Consider the following 14,376-nt stretch of genomic DNA (forward strand, 5'->3'; position numbering starts at 1 on the left):
AAAAATATTAATTTTTATTTGATTTCAAGGTTTAAACTCATTATAATGTCTCATTAAATTATAATGAGTTTATATGGCAAAGATAACTGAGCTTGATCATCACTTAAATCAAGAAAAAGAAGCATTAGATAAAGTACTAAGTAACCTAAATGAGCTATGCGAACATAATCAAAAGTTACAAGGCTTTATTGAAATACAGAAAGAAGTTAAAGAACTAAAAAAAGAGCATATTAAATCTCTTTCTTGGTTTAAAAAACTTATAAATACAGTCTCTAATATAAAATATGTTTTTGTAAAAAGTGAGGAACAATTAGCTAAAGACGCTATAGAACAAAACAATAAATTATTAAAGCGTATAGACAATACTATATTATCTATAGCAGATAAGTCCGGTCCTTTAAAACAAGAGTTACAAAAAGAACTTAGAAAGAATTTTGAGAATTTAGCAAAAAAGGACTTATCTAAAGATCAACGTGAAAGGCTTAGCAATTTATTCAATAATGAATATGCAGCTAACCCACAAAAATTTGCTCAATTACCTATGTCTAAACCTTTGCATTTCCCTAATGCAGAAGAATTAGAAAATCAGCATAACGATTTAAAAGTCATCCAGCAAAATGTCCTAAATTTATTGACTGAAAATTCTAATATTGAAGAACTCAAAAAAATACAAAAACAAGTTGCTGAAATTAGAGAGGAGGTACCTTTTACTAAACTTGAAAAATTAAATAATTTCTGGCAAAAAATCAAAAATATTTTTGTCAATAATAGTGAGCAAGTTTTAGCAAAAAATAAAGAAAACAATACTAAAACTATTATAAATATAGAAGAAAAATTACATAAAGCTAATAATAAGTTTTTTGAACTAGTTAGTAATAAAAAGCAAGATATTGAAAATATAATTTCAAAATTACCAGATAGTAAAAGATTAGAGGATATAAGAGAAAATCTTCAAAAGCATATAAACGTAAAAGATACGAATAATATAACTGAACAAGCGAGTGCTGCTCAATTGCAATCTGCTGAAACTAAACCAACTGCTGTTGTATTGCCTAACAATGCTATATCTACAACACCTCCTGTAACTGAAGAAAAAACTTTTACACCACCGCCTCCACCACCTATGCCTACAGATAATATTCCTACGCCACCCCCTGTGTCAAAAGCAGAAGCTACTGAGCATAAAAATATAGAAACTGCTGCATCTAATGTACCACCGCCTATGCCTACAGGTAATGTTCCGCCACCACCACCTCCTCCCGTTGGTAATAATATCGCTACATCAACACCTCAAAAGGCTAAAGAAACTAACCAGCCTCGCCCAGCAGTAGATACTACAAATTTAATGAAACAAATACAGGGAGGATTTAACCTTAAAAAAGTTGAATATGACGCAGATGGTAAACCTATACCTAAGCTTAACAAAACCATACCTGAAAATAAAGATGGTAATAAAGAAATATCTGATCTTATGAAAGCTACTCTAGATAAAATAAAATCAGCAACAGCATCTAGCGATAGCGAAAGAAGTAATAGTGATAGCGGAACTGATTCAGGATGGGCTAGCGATGTTAGTACTAGAAGTAAAAAAGTTTTAACTAGAAGAGAACGAAACGCTAAACAATCTCAACAAAGGTAGAGCGTTAAAAAACAGGCTTTATCTAGATAATAAAACTAAAGAATAAGTTTCTAGCTTATTCTTTAGTTTTCTTTGTATTTAAAATAAATCAGAATGAGTCCCTGTCCGGTAAAAAATAATAGAATCTTCATCAATTTTATAAATTAATAACCAATCAGCCTCTATATGACATTCTCTTCTACCGATAAAATTGCCAACTAAATTATGATCTTTATATTTTATTGGTAAAGAAACTTTATTGGATAACAACTCTATAATATTTTTTAACTTTTCTAAGTTTTTGCCTCTTTTTTTCATAATTCTTATATCTTTTTCAAAAGGCTTTGTATATATCGGTTCAAGCACAATCTATATACCTAACTTATCAAACATTTCTTTTGTATTTTTTGAAACAGTTAAACCAATTTTATTATCCCCGTCTTCAAAAGCTTTCAAAGTCTCCTTATTTGGAATCTTAACATGCGGTTTGAAAGGCAGTCCGCCGCTATTTATACATTGATTTAAGAATATTCTCATGGCTTCCGACATAGTCATACCCATTTGCTTAAATATTTGCTCAGCTTCTATTTTTGTGTCTTCTGCAATGCGTAATCTGATATCTACGGTATTCATAATACTGCCTATTTTTATTTATTATATCCGCTATTGTAGGACATACAGCGGCTCATGTCAATTTTTTCTTATACAAAATTAAAATATAATAAAACGCAGCAGCAGAGCTAACACTTAAAACTAAGAACAATAAAGCAAAATTACCTATTGTATCACTGTGTAATTTAGAGACTAAAAAAGTTACGGCTGCGATTAGTACATAATATATTGCACCAAATACAGGTAGGGTCGAGCAATGGCGCGGTAAGTCAGTAGCTCCCGTTTCCATCACCCGCCTCGTCAAACGTAACGTACAGATTTCCCGTATTACGCTTTCCTGATAACTTCTTATCATTGCCTATGACCTATCCGCTGTTATTGCTTTCAAAGGTCTGTAATATCGAATTTGGTAATCGTTATATAACCCCATCTTCTCATACAAATCTCTCCTACTCCACCTTTCCCAGCCGAAGCCTTTCAATCCTCGTGATTTCATTAAATGGCGTCTTACTTTCTTCTCTACCCAGTCTCTTACATATCCAAAACAACGGCTAGAGTTACCAATCCTAAAGTAGTTTATCCAACCTCGTAATATCGGGTTGATAAGGTATGTTATTCTATCAACTGGTTGCGATATAAACTTGCGGAATATCTCTTTTAGTTTTGCTAGCAGGGCAGTTCGCGCTCTCATTCTAGGCGTCTTCTGGATTCCAATTTTACCTTGCTTAGTTTTCGCTCGTCTAAAATCAAATCCCAAAAAGCTAAATGTTTCACCATTCTTTAGATCAACTGTCTTTATCTTCTCTTCGTTTAGTTCAACCTTTATTTTCAACAATTCTTGTCTTAGCCTTATATTGATTGCTCTCTCTAACCACTGCCATTTTCTATAGCCATCAATTAGTATGATCAGATCATCAGCCCATCTAACGTACTCTATATGGTCATAGCCATCTCTTAGCTTACTGTCATTGCTAAAGTAAAGGGGACCACTAAATTGCACGAAAAAGGGACCAGAGAATTTGGTGTAACCTAATAAGGTTATAATGTGCAATATTCACTAGATAATTAATTAAAATAAATATCTAGTGATACAATGATAAGAATAAATATGTACACAACAATTATCACCCTTTATAAGCAAGGCAACAGTCAAAGAAATATTGCCAAACTAACAAGGATAGACCGTAAAACAGTAAGAAAAATAATAAATCGTTACGTAGAGTCTGGTACAGAATATCCTGCACCCTATGAACGATCTTCAGCACTGGATTCTTGGCACGAACAAATAATTGAGTTATTAGAAAAGAATCTAAGTTACATAAGAATTTTTGAAGAGTTAAAAATTCAAGGTTATACAAAAAGTTATGGTTCGCTAACCCGTTATATCAAAAAATATAAGATTCAGAATAACAGTTGCATTCGTTTTCATACTTTAGCAGGAGAGGAAGCACAAGTAGATTTTGGTGACATAGGCTTACAGTATAATGCCCAAGGGCGTAGAGTTAAAGCATATGTGTTTAATATGCGTTTAAGCTATAGTCGCCTTGATTATTATGAAGTAGTGTTTGATCAAAGTTGTAAAACATGGATACAATGTCATATCAATGCATTTAATTATTTTGCTGGTAGTCCAAAAGTAATAAAACTTGATAATCTTAAAGCTGGGGTGGTAGATAGCAATTTCTATGAGCCTGTATATCAGAAGGAATACAAACGTTTAGCTGATCATTATGGGATTTTACTTTCTCCTTGTCGTATATATCAACCTCAAGAAAAAGGCAAAGTAGAATCAGGCATAAAGTATGTCAAAAATAATTTTTTTGCTGGACGTAAATTTCATAGATATGAAGAATTAATACACGATCTTGCAAACTGGTTAAATAAAGCAAATAACCGAATACATGGTACTACTAAAAAAATTCCTCAGGAACTATTTGAGCAAGAAGAAAGTAATAATTTAATGCCCTTACCATTAGAAACGTTTGATTTATCATCGTGGCATAATCGAAAAGTAGCAAAAGATTGTCATATCACCATAGATAATAATTATTATTCCGTACCAGCAAAATATATATACAGTGAAGTATTGGTACAATTATCACCAAACCTTGTTCAAATATTTTCTATACAAAATGATTTAATAGCAAGGCACGTTAGAGTAGATGGCAAAGGAATATTTACCACTAATCCGTCTCATTATGCCAAATATAAACGTCTATGCCCAGGTTTTATAGAATATAGCGAACATTATCAACAACAAATGCAGCAGATAGGCAATAATTGCAGTTTATTATTAGAGTTATTACAACAAACACGAGTAAATGATTGGCAACGTTGTGCCAGAGGTATTATTTCTTTACGTAAGGTTTACAATGATGAGTTAATAGATAAAGCCTGTCATAGAGCATTACATTACGGTATAAGTTCTTACTCTAAAATTAAGAATATCTTAAATAGTAATGCAGTAAACTTACCATTGCCAGAGTTTGGAGGTCAGAATGCAGAACTTGCTTAATGACCTACGTAGTTTTAGATTATCAGGTATAGTCAATAGCTTAAATGAAAGGTATAATGGTACCCAAAAACTAGACAAGAAAATAGAGAAAAGTAGGTATAATATCTCCTAGGAAAAGGAGCAAAAAATGAAAAAACAAGTTAAAAAATATAGTGCAGAAGAAAAAGCAAAAATAGCAATTGAAGCAATATCTGGAGAAATGACTATAGCTCAAATTACCAGCAAATATGGTGTTCACGCTAATCAGATTTATAAATGGAAGAAAGAAGCTTTAGATTTTATGGTTTCTGGATTTAAATCGAAATCTAAACAACAAGATACCGGCCAAGAAGATTTAATTAAATCATTATTTGAGCAAATAGGCCAGTTAACAGTTGAAAGAGACTGGCTTAAAAAAAAATCTAGTATCTTTGGATTTAGAGGTTAGGAAAAAAATGATAAGTTATGCTTCAAATTTAACCATAGCAAGACAATGCAAACTTTTAGATTTAAACCGCTCAAGTTACTACTACCGAGCTAGGAATACCTTAGATGATAAGGAGTATAGAGTACTGAACAGAATTGATGAGATTTTTACAGAGCATCCCTATTATGGTACTAGAAGAATGTCTCATGTCCTAAAATCCGAAGGGTTAAATGTTAGTCGTAAGATGATAAGAAAATATTATAAAATACTTGGTATTGAAGCAGTATACCCAAAGATTAATTTAAGCCGTAGGAATCAGGCTCATAAAGTATACCCATATCTATTAAATAATATAGAGGTGGTTTGCTCCAATCAAGTTTACTGTGCAGATATTACTTACATAAGATTAAAGCAAGGTTTTGAGGTGGTACCCTTTGTCTAGACAAATTTTTTAAATTTTAGAGGTGTAATTCTCCTGTATTAATGTATTGGTTTTTCAAAGTAAAGTTTGCATTTTCTATGTCATATAGCCTCTTGATAATTTTCTAGTTTTTCTGCAAAATGTATCATTTCAGGTGTCTTATATTCAAGCGATTGATGAGGTCTTTGCTGATTATAAAATTCTATATAATCTCTGATAGCTATCTTTGCTTCACGTACCGTTTCAAGATCAAAACGATAAATCTTCTCTTGTTTCAAAGATCGCCAAAAACGTTCAATAAATACATTATCTAAGGCTCTATCTTTGCCGTCCATACTAATAGCTATGCCTTGTTGCTCAAGTATTTGAGTAAAATCTTTTGATGTAAATTGTACTCCTTGATCCGTATTAAAAATGTCAGGCTTGCCATGTATAGATATTGCTTCATTTAGAGCTTCAATACAAAAATCATTTTCTAAACTAATCGACACCCGCCAACTCAAAATATAACGACTATACCAATCCATTATAGCAACCAAATATACAAAACCTTGCTTTAATCTTATGTAAGTAATATCTGCACAGTAAACTTGATTGGAGCAAACCACCTCTATATTATTTAATAGATATGGGTATACTTTATGAGCCTGATTCCTACGGCTTAAATTAATCTTTGGGTATACTGCTTCAATACCAAGTATTTTATAATATTTTCTTATCATCTTACGACTAACATTTAACCCTTCGGATTTTAGGACATGAGACATTCTTCTAGTACCATAATAGGGATGCTCTGTAAAAATCTCATCAATTCTGTTCAGTACTCTATACTCCTTATCATCTAAGGTATTCCTAGCTCGGTAGTAGTAACTTGAGCGGTTTAAATCTAAAAGTTTGCATTGTCTTGCTATGGTTAAATTTGAAGCATAACTTATCATTTTTTTCCTAACCTCTAAATCCAAAGATACTAGATTTTTTTTTAAGCCAGTCTCTTTCAACTGTTAACTGGCCTATTTGCTCAAATAATGATTTAATTAAATCTTCTTGGCCGGTATCTTGTTGTTTAGATTTCGATTTAAATCCAGAAACCATAAAATCTAAAGCTTCTTTCTTCCATTTATAAATCTGATTAGCGTGAACACCATATTTGCTGGTAATTTGAGCTATAGTCATTTCTCCAGATATTGCTTCAATTGCTATTTTTGCTTTTTCTTCTGCACTATATTTTTTAACTTGTTTTTTCATTTTTTGCTCCTTTTCCTAGGAGATATTATACCTACTTTTCTCTATTTTCTTGTCTAGTTTTTGGGTACCATTATAATATTTAATGCTGAAAATTGGTTATTACCTTTGAGCATGTTGAATATTATTGTGATATTTGCAATAATAATTTTATTAAAAGGGCAACTAGGTCTAATGCTTAGAGCATTTGGGTTTAATAAAGATTTACTTGCTATTTTAGGAAAGCCTGCCGAATTCTATCGTACGCTTGGGCTTAGCATAAGTAACGCACTTGCTGCATTAACTGGTACTATATCAGCACAAGTAAATGGTTTTGCCGATATTAATATGGGTTTTGGGGTAGCACTTGTTGGTATCGGTGCAATAGTTATAGGGCGACATATCCTAATTCGCAATAACAGCTTTGATACTTTTAAAGAAATATTTTCCTGTTTTATAGGTATATTATTTTACTTTATCACTTTAAGTATTTTACTCCGCATCGGTATTGATCCTATAAACCTTAAGCTTATCTTAGGAATGGTGCTATTTATTTCTCTTCGTTCTGTGAAAAGAGAGGCTGTATGAAACCTTATTTATATGCCGAGAAAGTGCAGTTTAAAGTAAAAGAGCGTAATGAGCCGATAATATCGGAAACTACTTTAAATATTGCCGAAGAAGAGTTTGTTGTAGTGCTTGGAACTAACGGCAGCGGTAAATCTACTTTAACAAAAATTCTAGCAGGTTATTTAAAGCCGACTAGCGGGCAGGTGTTTTTAGATCAAGTACGAATTGATAAATTACCGCAATCGCAAAAAGCTAATATGTTAATAACTATAACCCAAAAAGCAGAAGATAGATTATTTTCGGAGTTAACTTTAGAAGAAAATATTACTTTATGGGAAAGCCGCTTTCCAGCAAATGAGCGTAAAACAGATGTGGAAGTATTAGAGCTTATCGGTTTATCGAAATCTAAGCGTTTTTTGTCACGTCTAACGCAGCCGCTTAGTAATTTTTCCGGTGGGGAGAAACAACTTATATTGCTCGCACTAGCTATTTCTCATCCACCTAAAATATTATTTTTAGATGAACATACTGCAAGCCTTGACCCTAAAGCTTCGCATGAGGTAATGAAAAAAACGGCAGAGATTATTGATGAACATAAAATAACTGCCGTAATGATCACACATAATTTGGAAGATGCTGTAAATTACGGAAAAAGACTTGTGGTTTTAGATAATGGTAAGGTAGCACAAGACTACCTAAAACCACCGGCTTTTTCTATGAAAGAATTGAAAAAGATGTTAGGGTAAAATATAACAACTATTCTCCTGTGTTTGGGTCTAGAAAATCTGGAGCATGCCTACCAAGAAGTTTTCTAAATGCTTCTTCAGGTTTTATTTCAACTAGGTCTATTTCTTTGTATTCAGTAAGAAGGGATGTTATGGTATTATAAAGACTTTTTTGTGCTTCTAATTCATTTTTTAAAGCTTCTCTTTCTATTGCAAGTTGTTTTTCTTTAGCTTCGACTTCTCTTAAGCTTTCGTTAGCTTTTCTTAATTCAATATCTGCTAAGGCAAGTTGCGTTGTAAGAACAGCATTTTCTGCCAATGAATAAATTAGAGCTGCATAATCATGTGCTTTTTGCTCATCTTGAGTTAATTGACTGGATGGGTTTTGATTCATAATAATTACTTTAAAAAATAATTCTAAATTTAAAATAGATCAAATCTAGTATTATTGCAATTAATATCAGTAAATACAGCTTCATAATGAAGACTCTTTAGGATAAAGCCAAACAATTAACAATCCGATTAAAAGACCGAGATTTAAAAGTAAATTGTATTCCGTCATGGAAATCCCTAAAAGCTTAATTGCCGGTTTGGTGCAGGAAGTTATTGGCTGTGAATAAAGCATCTGTCTAATATGCTCAATAGATAAGCCTTTTGGGAAGCGGATCATAGATGAACAAAGACTGCTTGGCTGAACTATTCCTCGCTCTACCATACTATGATAGGTTGATAATATGCATGAACTAAGTAGTGTTAAAAAAATAAATACTAAAGTGTATTTACTTAATTGCCTGATAATTAAAGCAGTTAGACAAATTTTTATTAATGTTAGATAAGGGAATCTTTCGTAAACGCATAAAGGGCAGGGGGCATAATGCAATATATACTCAGCAAAATAAGCTATAGCAAGAGCTGTGACAGAAATCGCAATTAAGCCTATATGCAGCATTTTATAGCTGTCTTTTCTTATGTAGTTTATAATGGTATTAAATGGCATATTTTTATTTTATAGTTTTTGTATTGTCAAACAGTGCCATCCTGTGGAGGCATTGCACACTTGTCATCCCGTGGACAAGCCACGGGATGACACCGAGGACGTTTTTCGATCTACGCAACAATGCTACCCGGGAAGAACATAAGAGTTATTCAACAAACCATTGTTGGGAGCAACAAATTAAATTTTACAATTAATTAAATATAGTATATTGTCACTGATAATTAATTACAAGTATAAGAAAAATAAATGTCGGAAATTTTGGAAGATGCAATCAAATCAAAAGCTTGGCCTTTTGAAGAAGCTAAAAAAATACTAGATAGCTTAAACGGCAAAACTCCTGAAAAAGGTTATGTACTGTTTGAAACAGGCTATGGTCCATCAGGACTACCGCATATTGGGACTTTTGGCGAGAATGCTCGTATGGTAATGGTACAGAAAGCATTTGAACAATTATCAGATATAAAGACTAAGCTGATCTGCTTTTCTGATGATATGGATGGCTTGCGTAAAGTACCAAGCAATATCCCAAATCCTGAAATGGTAGCCGGATATATGGATATGCCGTTAACCTCTATCCCTGATCCTTTCGGTGAATGTGAGAGCTATGGGCATTATATGAATGCAAAATTCCGCTCATTCCTTGATAAATTTGGCTTTAAGTATGAATTTTATAGCAGCACCGAGTGCTATAAAGCCGGTATGTTTGATGAAATGCTGATCAAAGTACTTGAGAAATATGACGAGATAATGGAGCTGATGCTACCGACTTTTAGAGAAGAGCGGAAAGCTACCTATTCACCTTTTATGCCCATTTGTCCGAAAACTGGCAAGGTACTGCAAGTACCTATACATAAATGGGATGCAAAACTTGGTACAATAACTTATAAAGATGAAAACGGGAATGATATAGAAGTACCTGTAACAAAAGGTCATTGTAAATTGCAGTGGAAGCCGGATTTCGGTATGCGTTGGGCAGCTTTAAAAGTTGATTATGAAATGTACGGGAAAGACCATTTAGCAAATGGTAGACTTTACTCTGAGATTTGCCGAATCTTAGGTGGAAAGCCGCCGGTACAATTATGTTATGAGCTGTTCTTAGACGAAAATGGTGAAAAAATATCGAAATCAAAAGGCAATAGTATTAGCGTTGATGATTGGCTTAAATATGCACCTGTTGAAAGTATGGCATTGTTTATGTACCAAAATCCTACTAGGGCTAAAAGGTTATTTTTCGATGTAATTCCTAAAAATGTTGATGAATATATTACCTTTAATCAAAAATATCATTTAGAAGAAGATAGATCAAAACGTTTTGTAAATCCGGTTTATCATATTCATCATGGAAATGTGCCTAAAATTGAGACTTTTGGTATTACTTACTCGCTGTTATTAAATCTAACTTCGGTGTGTAATCCATCCGATAAATCAGTACTTTGGGGTTTTATTAGCAGATATGAACCAAAAGCGACACCAAATAATAGTCCATATCTTGACCACTTAGCAGAATTTGCTATAAGATATTATAATGATTTTGTTAAAGCACATAAATCATATTTAGCTCCGTCTGAAAAGCATAAAGCTATTTTGCAAGATATTTTAGATATGTTAAAAAGCTTGCCTGAGCAGATAGAAGCGGAAAGTATTCAAAAAGGAATTTATGATATCGGCATGAAAGCAGGGTATGAAAATTTGCGTGATTATTTCAAAGATTTATACCAAATATTACTTGGGCAAAGCGATGGTCCAAGACTTGGTACTTTCATAAAGCTTTATGGTATAAATGAAACTATGAAGTTGATTGAGGAAAAGTTGTAAAGGGTAATTTTTGTCATACCGCGACTTGATCGCGGTATCTAAAAACTAACTTATAAAGATACCGCGATCAAGTCGCGGTATGACATCAAAAATGAATGAATAATATTTTTTGCAGTACGTTGCCGATTTTTTTAATTACCTTACTTGGTAGTATTATAAAAAATAAATGGCTAACTTCAGAAGAATTTTGGCGTGGTATTGAGAAATTATCCTATTTTGTATTGTTTCCTGCAATGCTTTTTAACTATATCTCTACAGCTGATTTAAGTGTTGCTTCAATAATCAAACTAGTAATCGCTCTTATTATTTCTACACTTCTTATTACGTTAGGTCTAATAATTTATCAAAGAAAATATAATATTGATAAAATAGAATTCACTTCTATTTTTCAAGGATCAATTCGCTATAATAGCTACATTTTTTTTGGAGCAGCGAGTCCCTTACTTGGTCCTAGTGGTCTTTCTATTGTTGCCGTTATTTCTTCTTATATGATTATCATCACCAATATTTTATCGGTAATGATTTTTGCATATTACGTTCCAGATAAATCTGTCACTACCACCATTAGAACAAGTTTGGTTTTAATGATCAAGCTAATCATACGCAACCCGCTTATTATTGTCAGCCTAGTAGGGTTTGTTTTTAATTATTCAAATCTTGAACTACATTTAGGTCTTAAAAAAACTTTAGATAGTTTATCTAATGCTGCTTTAGCAATTGGTATGTTAAATGTTGGGGCAGGGCTTAATTTTACTATTAGACAAGAGCTTTTACATAGCATAGTATTTACGAGCTTTGTTAAGTTAATCGCTTTTCCGTTAGTGAGTGTAGTAGTGCTATGGATGATGTCAATTAGCGGGATAGATAGATCGGTAGGTATATTATATAGCTCACTGCCATGTGCAAGCACTGCTTATGTTTTATCACGCCAGCTCGGCGGCAATCCTGATTCGATGGCATCGATTATAACATTTACAACTTTCTTCTCGGTAGTGACTATATCAATTATTATGTATTTAGTAGGGTAATTAGTAATTCAACGTCATTGCGAGGAGCGTAGCGACGAAGCAATCTCAGGAGTCCTTACGAGATTGCTTCGTCGAAACTGCGTTTCTCCTCGCAATGACGAAAAGCCAAAAAACACAATAACAAAACAGGAATATCTAAAAAATGGACGAAATGAACAAAATAAATTACACTGAAGCACTTGAGTATCACCAAAAAGATAAACCAGGTAAAATTGCTATTTCTGCGACTAAGCCGCTTGTTACGCAGCATGATTTATCGCTGGCTTATTCTCCTGGTGTTGCGGCTCCTTGTCTTGAGATTGCTAAAAGTACTGATGAAATGTATAAATACACAGCACGTGGGAATCTGGTTGCTGTGATTTCTAATGGTACTGCGGTGCTTGGTCTTGGTAATTTAGGAGCTGCTGCCTCAAAGCCAGTTATGGAGGGTAAAGCGGTACTTTTTAAAAATTTTGCCGATATTGATGCAATCGACTTAGAAGTTGGTACTAATGATCCGGAAGAGTTTATTAATGCTGTAAAATATCTTGGTTATAGCTTTGGCGGAATTAATCTTGAAGATATTAAAGCTCCTGAGTGTTTTGTTATTGAAGAGAAGCTGAAATCTTTAATGGATATACCAGTATTTCATGATGATCAGCACGGAACGGCAATTATCACAGCAGCAGGGCTAATAAATGCTGCTTATATTACTAACCGTAAGCTAGAGAATTTAAAAATAGTAGTTAATGGTGCGGGTGCTGCCGCTATTGCTTGTATTGATCTATTGATTGCTCTTGGAGCGGATAAATCAAAAATTATTTTATGCGATACTAAAGGTGTTATCTATCAGGGTCGCATAGATGGTATGAATAAATGGAAAGAGACTTATGCAAATAGCACGCAGCTTAGAACTTTAGAAGAAGCATTAAAAGATGCGGATGTATTTATAGGATTATCCGTAAAAGGTGCAGTAACTAAAGAGATGGTTAGCAAAATGGCAAATAATCCAATTATTTTTGCTATGGCTAACCCTGATCCGGAAATTACGCCTGAAGAGATAAAGCAAGTTCGTAATGATGCGATTATAGCAACAGGTAGATCTGATTATAATAATCAGATTAACAATGTTATGGGTTTTCCTTATATTTTTAGGGGAGCATTAGACGTTAGAGCTAAAACCATTAATACAGAAATGAAAATAGCAGCAGCAAAAGCTATAGCAGAACTCGCTCGCAAGCCTGTGCCGGAGGAAGTATATAAGGCATATGCCGGACGTAAGATGATTTTCGGTAATGAATATATTATCCCTGTTCCATTTGATCCCCGTTTAATTACAGTAGTGCCGATAGCGGTAGCTAAAGCAGCAATAGATAGCGATGTTGCTAAAGTTTCTGATTTCAATCTCAATAAATATAAAAAAGAATTAGAAAGTAGACTAAACCCTACCTCTAACTATATGAATTTCTTATCTGAAAAAATCCATAATGCACCTCTAAAACGTATTATTTTTGCCGAAGGGGAAGAAGAAGAAGTAATTGTTGCGGCAATAATGATGCGGGATGAGAAATATGGGAATCCTATTTTAGTCGGTCGCATTGAGAGAATTGAAGCAAAATTAAAGCAATTAGGGCAGAATATTAGCTTAGATGGTATTACCATAATGAACGCTGCTTTAACTTATAAGCTTGAAATATATATTGATTATTTATATAAAAGGTTGCAACGCAAAGGTTATTTATACCGAGATTGTGCTAAGCTCGTTAAAACCGATAAGAATATTTTTGCTGCTTGTATGCTTGCTTGTGGAGATGGTGATGCACTTTTAACAGGGGTGACAAAAAGCTATGTTGATAGTTTAGAAGATATATTAAAAGTTATTTCACGAAAGCCTAATCGTAGAATCTTAGGTTATTCTATCATGATTGCAAAAGACAATAATATTATTATTTCTGATAATTGCATTACTGAATATCCAAATAGTCACGAGCTTGCAGAAATAGCAGCTCAGACAGCAGAAATAGCTAAAGATATGGGAATTGTCCCACGTGTTGCACTTCTTTCATTTTCAAGCTTTGGCAATTCTTCTAAGGAAAAAACAGCTCGTATTCGTGAAGCAGTAAATATATTAGATAATTTTAGTGAAGATAAAGCAAAGCTTAATGATATGGATGTAGATTTTGAATATGATGGCGAAATGTCGGTTAAAGTTGCTTTAGATTCTAACTTACGTAAATTATATAAGTTTTGTAGGTTGTCTGGTCCTGCTAACGTCCTTATTATGCCAGGTTTAAACTCTGCTGCTATCTCTACTGAATTATTGCAAGAGTTTTCTTCAAATAGTTTCATAGGTCCTATAACAAATGGTTTTGAAAAGCCTGTTCAAATCCTGCAAGCCACGCTATCAGCAAGTGAAATACTAAAAATAGCAACTTTTGCTTGTGTTGAGTCTATAAAATAGCTATATTAAAG

16 protein-coding genes and 2 pseudogenes are annotated in these 14,376 nt (G+C 33.3%); 10 read left to right on the forward strand and 8 right to left on the reverse strand.

Annotation, left to right across the window (positions count from 1 at the left end; all coding sequences use genetic code 11):
• The first annotated feature begins 73 nt into the window (after window positions 1–73).
• Window positions 74–1,639 (forward strand): Arp2/3 complex-activating protein rickA, encoded by a 1,566-nt coding sequence (locus AAGD54_RS05735; protein ID WP_341794347.1) that lies wholly within the window; start codon window positions 74–76, stop codon window positions 1,637–1,639.
• A gap of 78 nt (window positions 1,640–1,717) precedes the next feature.
• On the opposite strand, the gene AAGD54_RS05740 is transcribed toward AAGD54_RS05735, so the two are convergent.
• From AAGD54_RS05740 to AAGD54_RS05755, 4 genes and pseudogenes are all read right to left on the reverse strand, one after another.
• Complete coding sequence (locus AAGD54_RS05740; RefSeq protein WP_341788211.1) at window positions 1,718–1,984, reverse strand: type II toxin-antitoxin system YafQ family toxin; 267 nt, start codon at window positions 1,982–1,984, stop codon at window positions 1,718–1,720.
• 3 nt (window positions 1,985–1,987) lie between these two features.
• On the reverse strand, window positions 1,988–2,251 hold the full coding sequence (locus AAGD54_RS05745) for a type II toxin-antitoxin system RelB/DinJ family antitoxin (protein ID WP_341788212.1): 264 nt from the start codon (window positions 2,249–2,251) through the stop codon (window positions 1,988–1,990).
• Window positions 2,252–2,303: 52 nt separating this feature from the next.
• Window positions 2,304–2,471: pseudogene (locus tag AAGD54_RS05750) on the reverse strand (Bcr/CflA family multidrug efflux MFS transporter); the annotation flags it as partial.
• A gap of 117 nt (window positions 2,472–2,588) precedes the next feature.
• Window positions 2,589–3,230, reverse strand: coding sequence for a group II intron maturase-specific domain-containing protein (locus AAGD54_RS05755; protein ID WP_341794348.1), 642 nt, complete (start codon window positions 3,228–3,230; stop codon window positions 2,589–2,591).
• 108 nt (window positions 3,231–3,338) lie between these two features.
• On the opposite strand from AAGD54_RS05755, the gene istA reads away from it, so the two are divergent.
• The 4 genes from istA to AAGD54_RS05775 are packed head-to-tail and all read left to right on the forward strand — an operon-like array spanning window position 3,339 to window position 5,593.
• Window positions 3,339–4,745, forward strand: coding sequence for an IS21 family transposase (istA, locus tag AAGD54_RS05760; protein ID WP_341794291.1), 1,407 nt, complete (start codon window positions 3,339–3,341; stop codon window positions 4,743–4,745).
• On the forward strand, window positions 4,729–4,857 hold the full coding sequence (locus AAGD54_RS05765) for a hypothetical protein (protein ID WP_341794349.1): 129 nt from the start codon (window positions 4,729–4,731) through the stop codon (window positions 4,855–4,857). Before istA ends, AAGD54_RS05765 begins: the two co-directional genes overlap by 17 nt.
• Window positions 4,858–4,872: 15 nt before the next feature.
• On the forward strand, window positions 4,873–5,172 hold the full coding sequence (locus tag AAGD54_RS05770; protein WP_045812944.1) for a transposase: 300 nt from the start codon (window positions 4,873–4,875) through the stop codon (window positions 5,170–5,172).
• A gap of 7 nt (window positions 5,173–5,179) precedes the next feature.
• A complete protein-coding gene (locus AAGD54_RS05775) occupies window positions 5,180–5,593 on the forward strand; it encodes an IS3 family transposase (protein WP_341794350.1) in 414 nt (137 codons plus the stop codon).
• Between the two features lie 80 nt (window positions 5,594–5,673).
• Here AAGD54_RS05775 and AAGD54_RS05780 read toward each other — a convergent pair whose 3' ends face one another.
• On the reverse strand, window positions 5,674–6,510 hold the full coding sequence (locus AAGD54_RS05780) for an IS3 family transposase (protein ID WP_341794232.1): 837 nt from the start codon (window positions 6,508–6,510) through the stop codon (window positions 5,674–5,676).
• Between the two features lie 7 nt (window positions 6,511–6,517).
• A complete protein-coding gene (locus AAGD54_RS05785; RefSeq protein WP_045812944.1) occupies window positions 6,518–6,817 on the reverse strand; it encodes a transposase in 300 nt (99 codons plus the stop codon).
• Between the two features lie 75 nt (window positions 6,818–6,892).
• Between AAGD54_RS05785 and AAGD54_RS05790 the strand changes: the two are divergent.
• Window positions 6,893–7,381, forward strand: a pseudogene (locus tag AAGD54_RS05790) (ABC transporter permease subunit); the annotation flags it as partial.
• Window positions 7,378–8,106 (forward strand): ATP-binding cassette domain-containing protein, encoded by a 729-nt coding sequence (locus tag AAGD54_RS05795; protein ID WP_341788231.1) that lies wholly within the window; start codon window positions 7,378–7,380, stop codon window positions 8,104–8,106. The pseudogene AAGD54_RS05790 and the gene AAGD54_RS05795, both read left to right, overlap by 4 nt.
• Window positions 8,107–8,116: 10 nt before the next feature.
• Here the strand turns inward: AAGD54_RS05795 and AAGD54_RS05800 are convergent, their stop codons facing one another.
• Together AAGD54_RS05800 and AAGD54_RS05805 are read right to left on the reverse strand one after the other, a co-directional pair.
• Window positions 8,117–8,479, reverse strand: coding sequence for a hypothetical protein (locus tag AAGD54_RS05800; RefSeq protein ID WP_341788230.1), 363 nt, complete (start codon window positions 8,477–8,479; stop codon window positions 8,117–8,119).
• An 81-nt stretch (window positions 8,480–8,560) separates the two neighbouring features.
• Complete coding sequence (locus AAGD54_RS05805; RefSeq protein WP_341794351.1) at window positions 8,561–9,082, reverse strand: disulfide bond formation protein B; 522 nt, start codon at window positions 9,080–9,082, stop codon at window positions 8,561–8,563.
• Between the two features lie 246 nt (window positions 9,083–9,328).
• Between AAGD54_RS05805 and AAGD54_RS05810 the strand changes: the two genes are divergently transcribed.
• From AAGD54_RS05810 to AAGD54_RS05820, 3 genes are all read left to right on the forward strand, one after another.
• Window positions 9,329–10,897 (forward strand): lysine--tRNA ligase, encoded by a 1,569-nt coding sequence (locus AAGD54_RS05810; protein ID WP_341794352.1) that lies wholly within the window; start codon window positions 9,329–9,331, stop codon window positions 10,895–10,897.
• A gap of 95 nt (window positions 10,898–10,992) precedes the next feature.
• Window positions 10,993–11,925: an AEC family transporter gene (locus tag AAGD54_RS05815; protein ID WP_341788227.1), complete on the forward strand. Its 933-nt coding sequence runs from the start codon at window positions 10,993–10,995 to the stop codon at window positions 11,923–11,925.
• A 142-nt stretch (window positions 11,926–12,067) separates the two neighbouring features.
• Entirely contained in the window at window positions 12,068–14,365 is a 2,298-nt protein-coding gene (locus AAGD54_RS05820) for an NADP-dependent malic enzyme (RefSeq protein ID WP_341794353.1), read from the forward strand.
• The last annotated feature ends 11 nt before the right edge of the window (window positions 14,366–14,376 follow it).

This window comes from Rickettsia endosymbiont of Rhinocyllus conicus (genome assembly GCF_964026465.1).
Taxonomy (GTDB): domain Bacteria; phylum Pseudomonadota; class Alphaproteobacteria; order Rickettsiales; family Rickettsiaceae; genus Rickettsia.

Coding starts and splice junctions, on each gene's coding strand:
- AAGD54_RS05735 (WP_341794347.1), top strand. CDS start 74: ATGGCAAAGATAACTGAGCTTGATCATCACTTAAATCAAGAAAAAGAA.
- AAGD54_RS05745 (WP_341788212.1), bottom strand. CDS start 2,251: ATGAATACCGTAGATATCAGATTACGCATTGCAGAAGACACAAAAATA.
- istA (WP_341794291.1), top strand. CDS start 3,339: ATGTACACAACAATTATCACCCTTTATAAGCAAGGCAACAGTCAAAGA.
- AAGD54_RS05765 (WP_341794349.1), top strand. CDS start 4,729: ATGCAGAACTTGCTTAATGACCTACGTAGTTTTAGATTATCAGGTATA.
- AAGD54_RS05770 (WP_045812944.1), top strand. CDS start 4,873: ATGAAAAAACAAGTTAAAAAATATAGTGCAGAAGAAAAAGCAAAAATA.
- AAGD54_RS05775 (WP_341794350.1), top strand. CDS start 5,180: ATGATAAGTTATGCTTCAAATTTAACCATAGCAAGACAATGCAAACTT.
- AAGD54_RS05780 (WP_341794232.1), bottom strand. CDS start 6,510: ATGATAAGTTATGCTTCAAATTTAACCATAGCAAGACAATGCAAACTT.
- AAGD54_RS05785 (WP_045812944.1), bottom strand. CDS start 6,817: ATGAAAAAACAAGTTAAAAAATATAGTGCAGAAGAAAAAGCAAAAATA.
- AAGD54_RS05795 (WP_341788231.1), top strand. CDS start 7,378: ATGAAACCTTATTTATATGCCGAGAAAGTGCAGTTTAAAGTAAAAGAG.
- AAGD54_RS05800 (WP_341788230.1), bottom strand. CDS start 8,479: ATGAATCAAAACCCATCCAGTCAATTAACTCAAGATGAGCAAAAAGCA.
- AAGD54_RS05805 (WP_341794351.1), bottom strand. CDS start 9,082: ATGCCATTTAATACCATTATAAACTACATAAGAAAAGACAGCTATAAA.
- AAGD54_RS05810 (WP_341794352.1), top strand. CDS start 9,329: ATGTCGGAAATTTTGGAAGATGCAATCAAATCAAAAGCTTGGCCTTTT.
- AAGD54_RS05815 (WP_341788227.1), top strand. CDS start 10,993: ATGAATAATATTTTTTGCAGTACGTTGCCGATTTTTTTAATTACCTTA.
- AAGD54_RS05820 (WP_341794353.1), top strand. CDS start 12,068: ATGGACGAAATGAACAAAATAAATTACACTGAAGCACTTGAGTATCAC.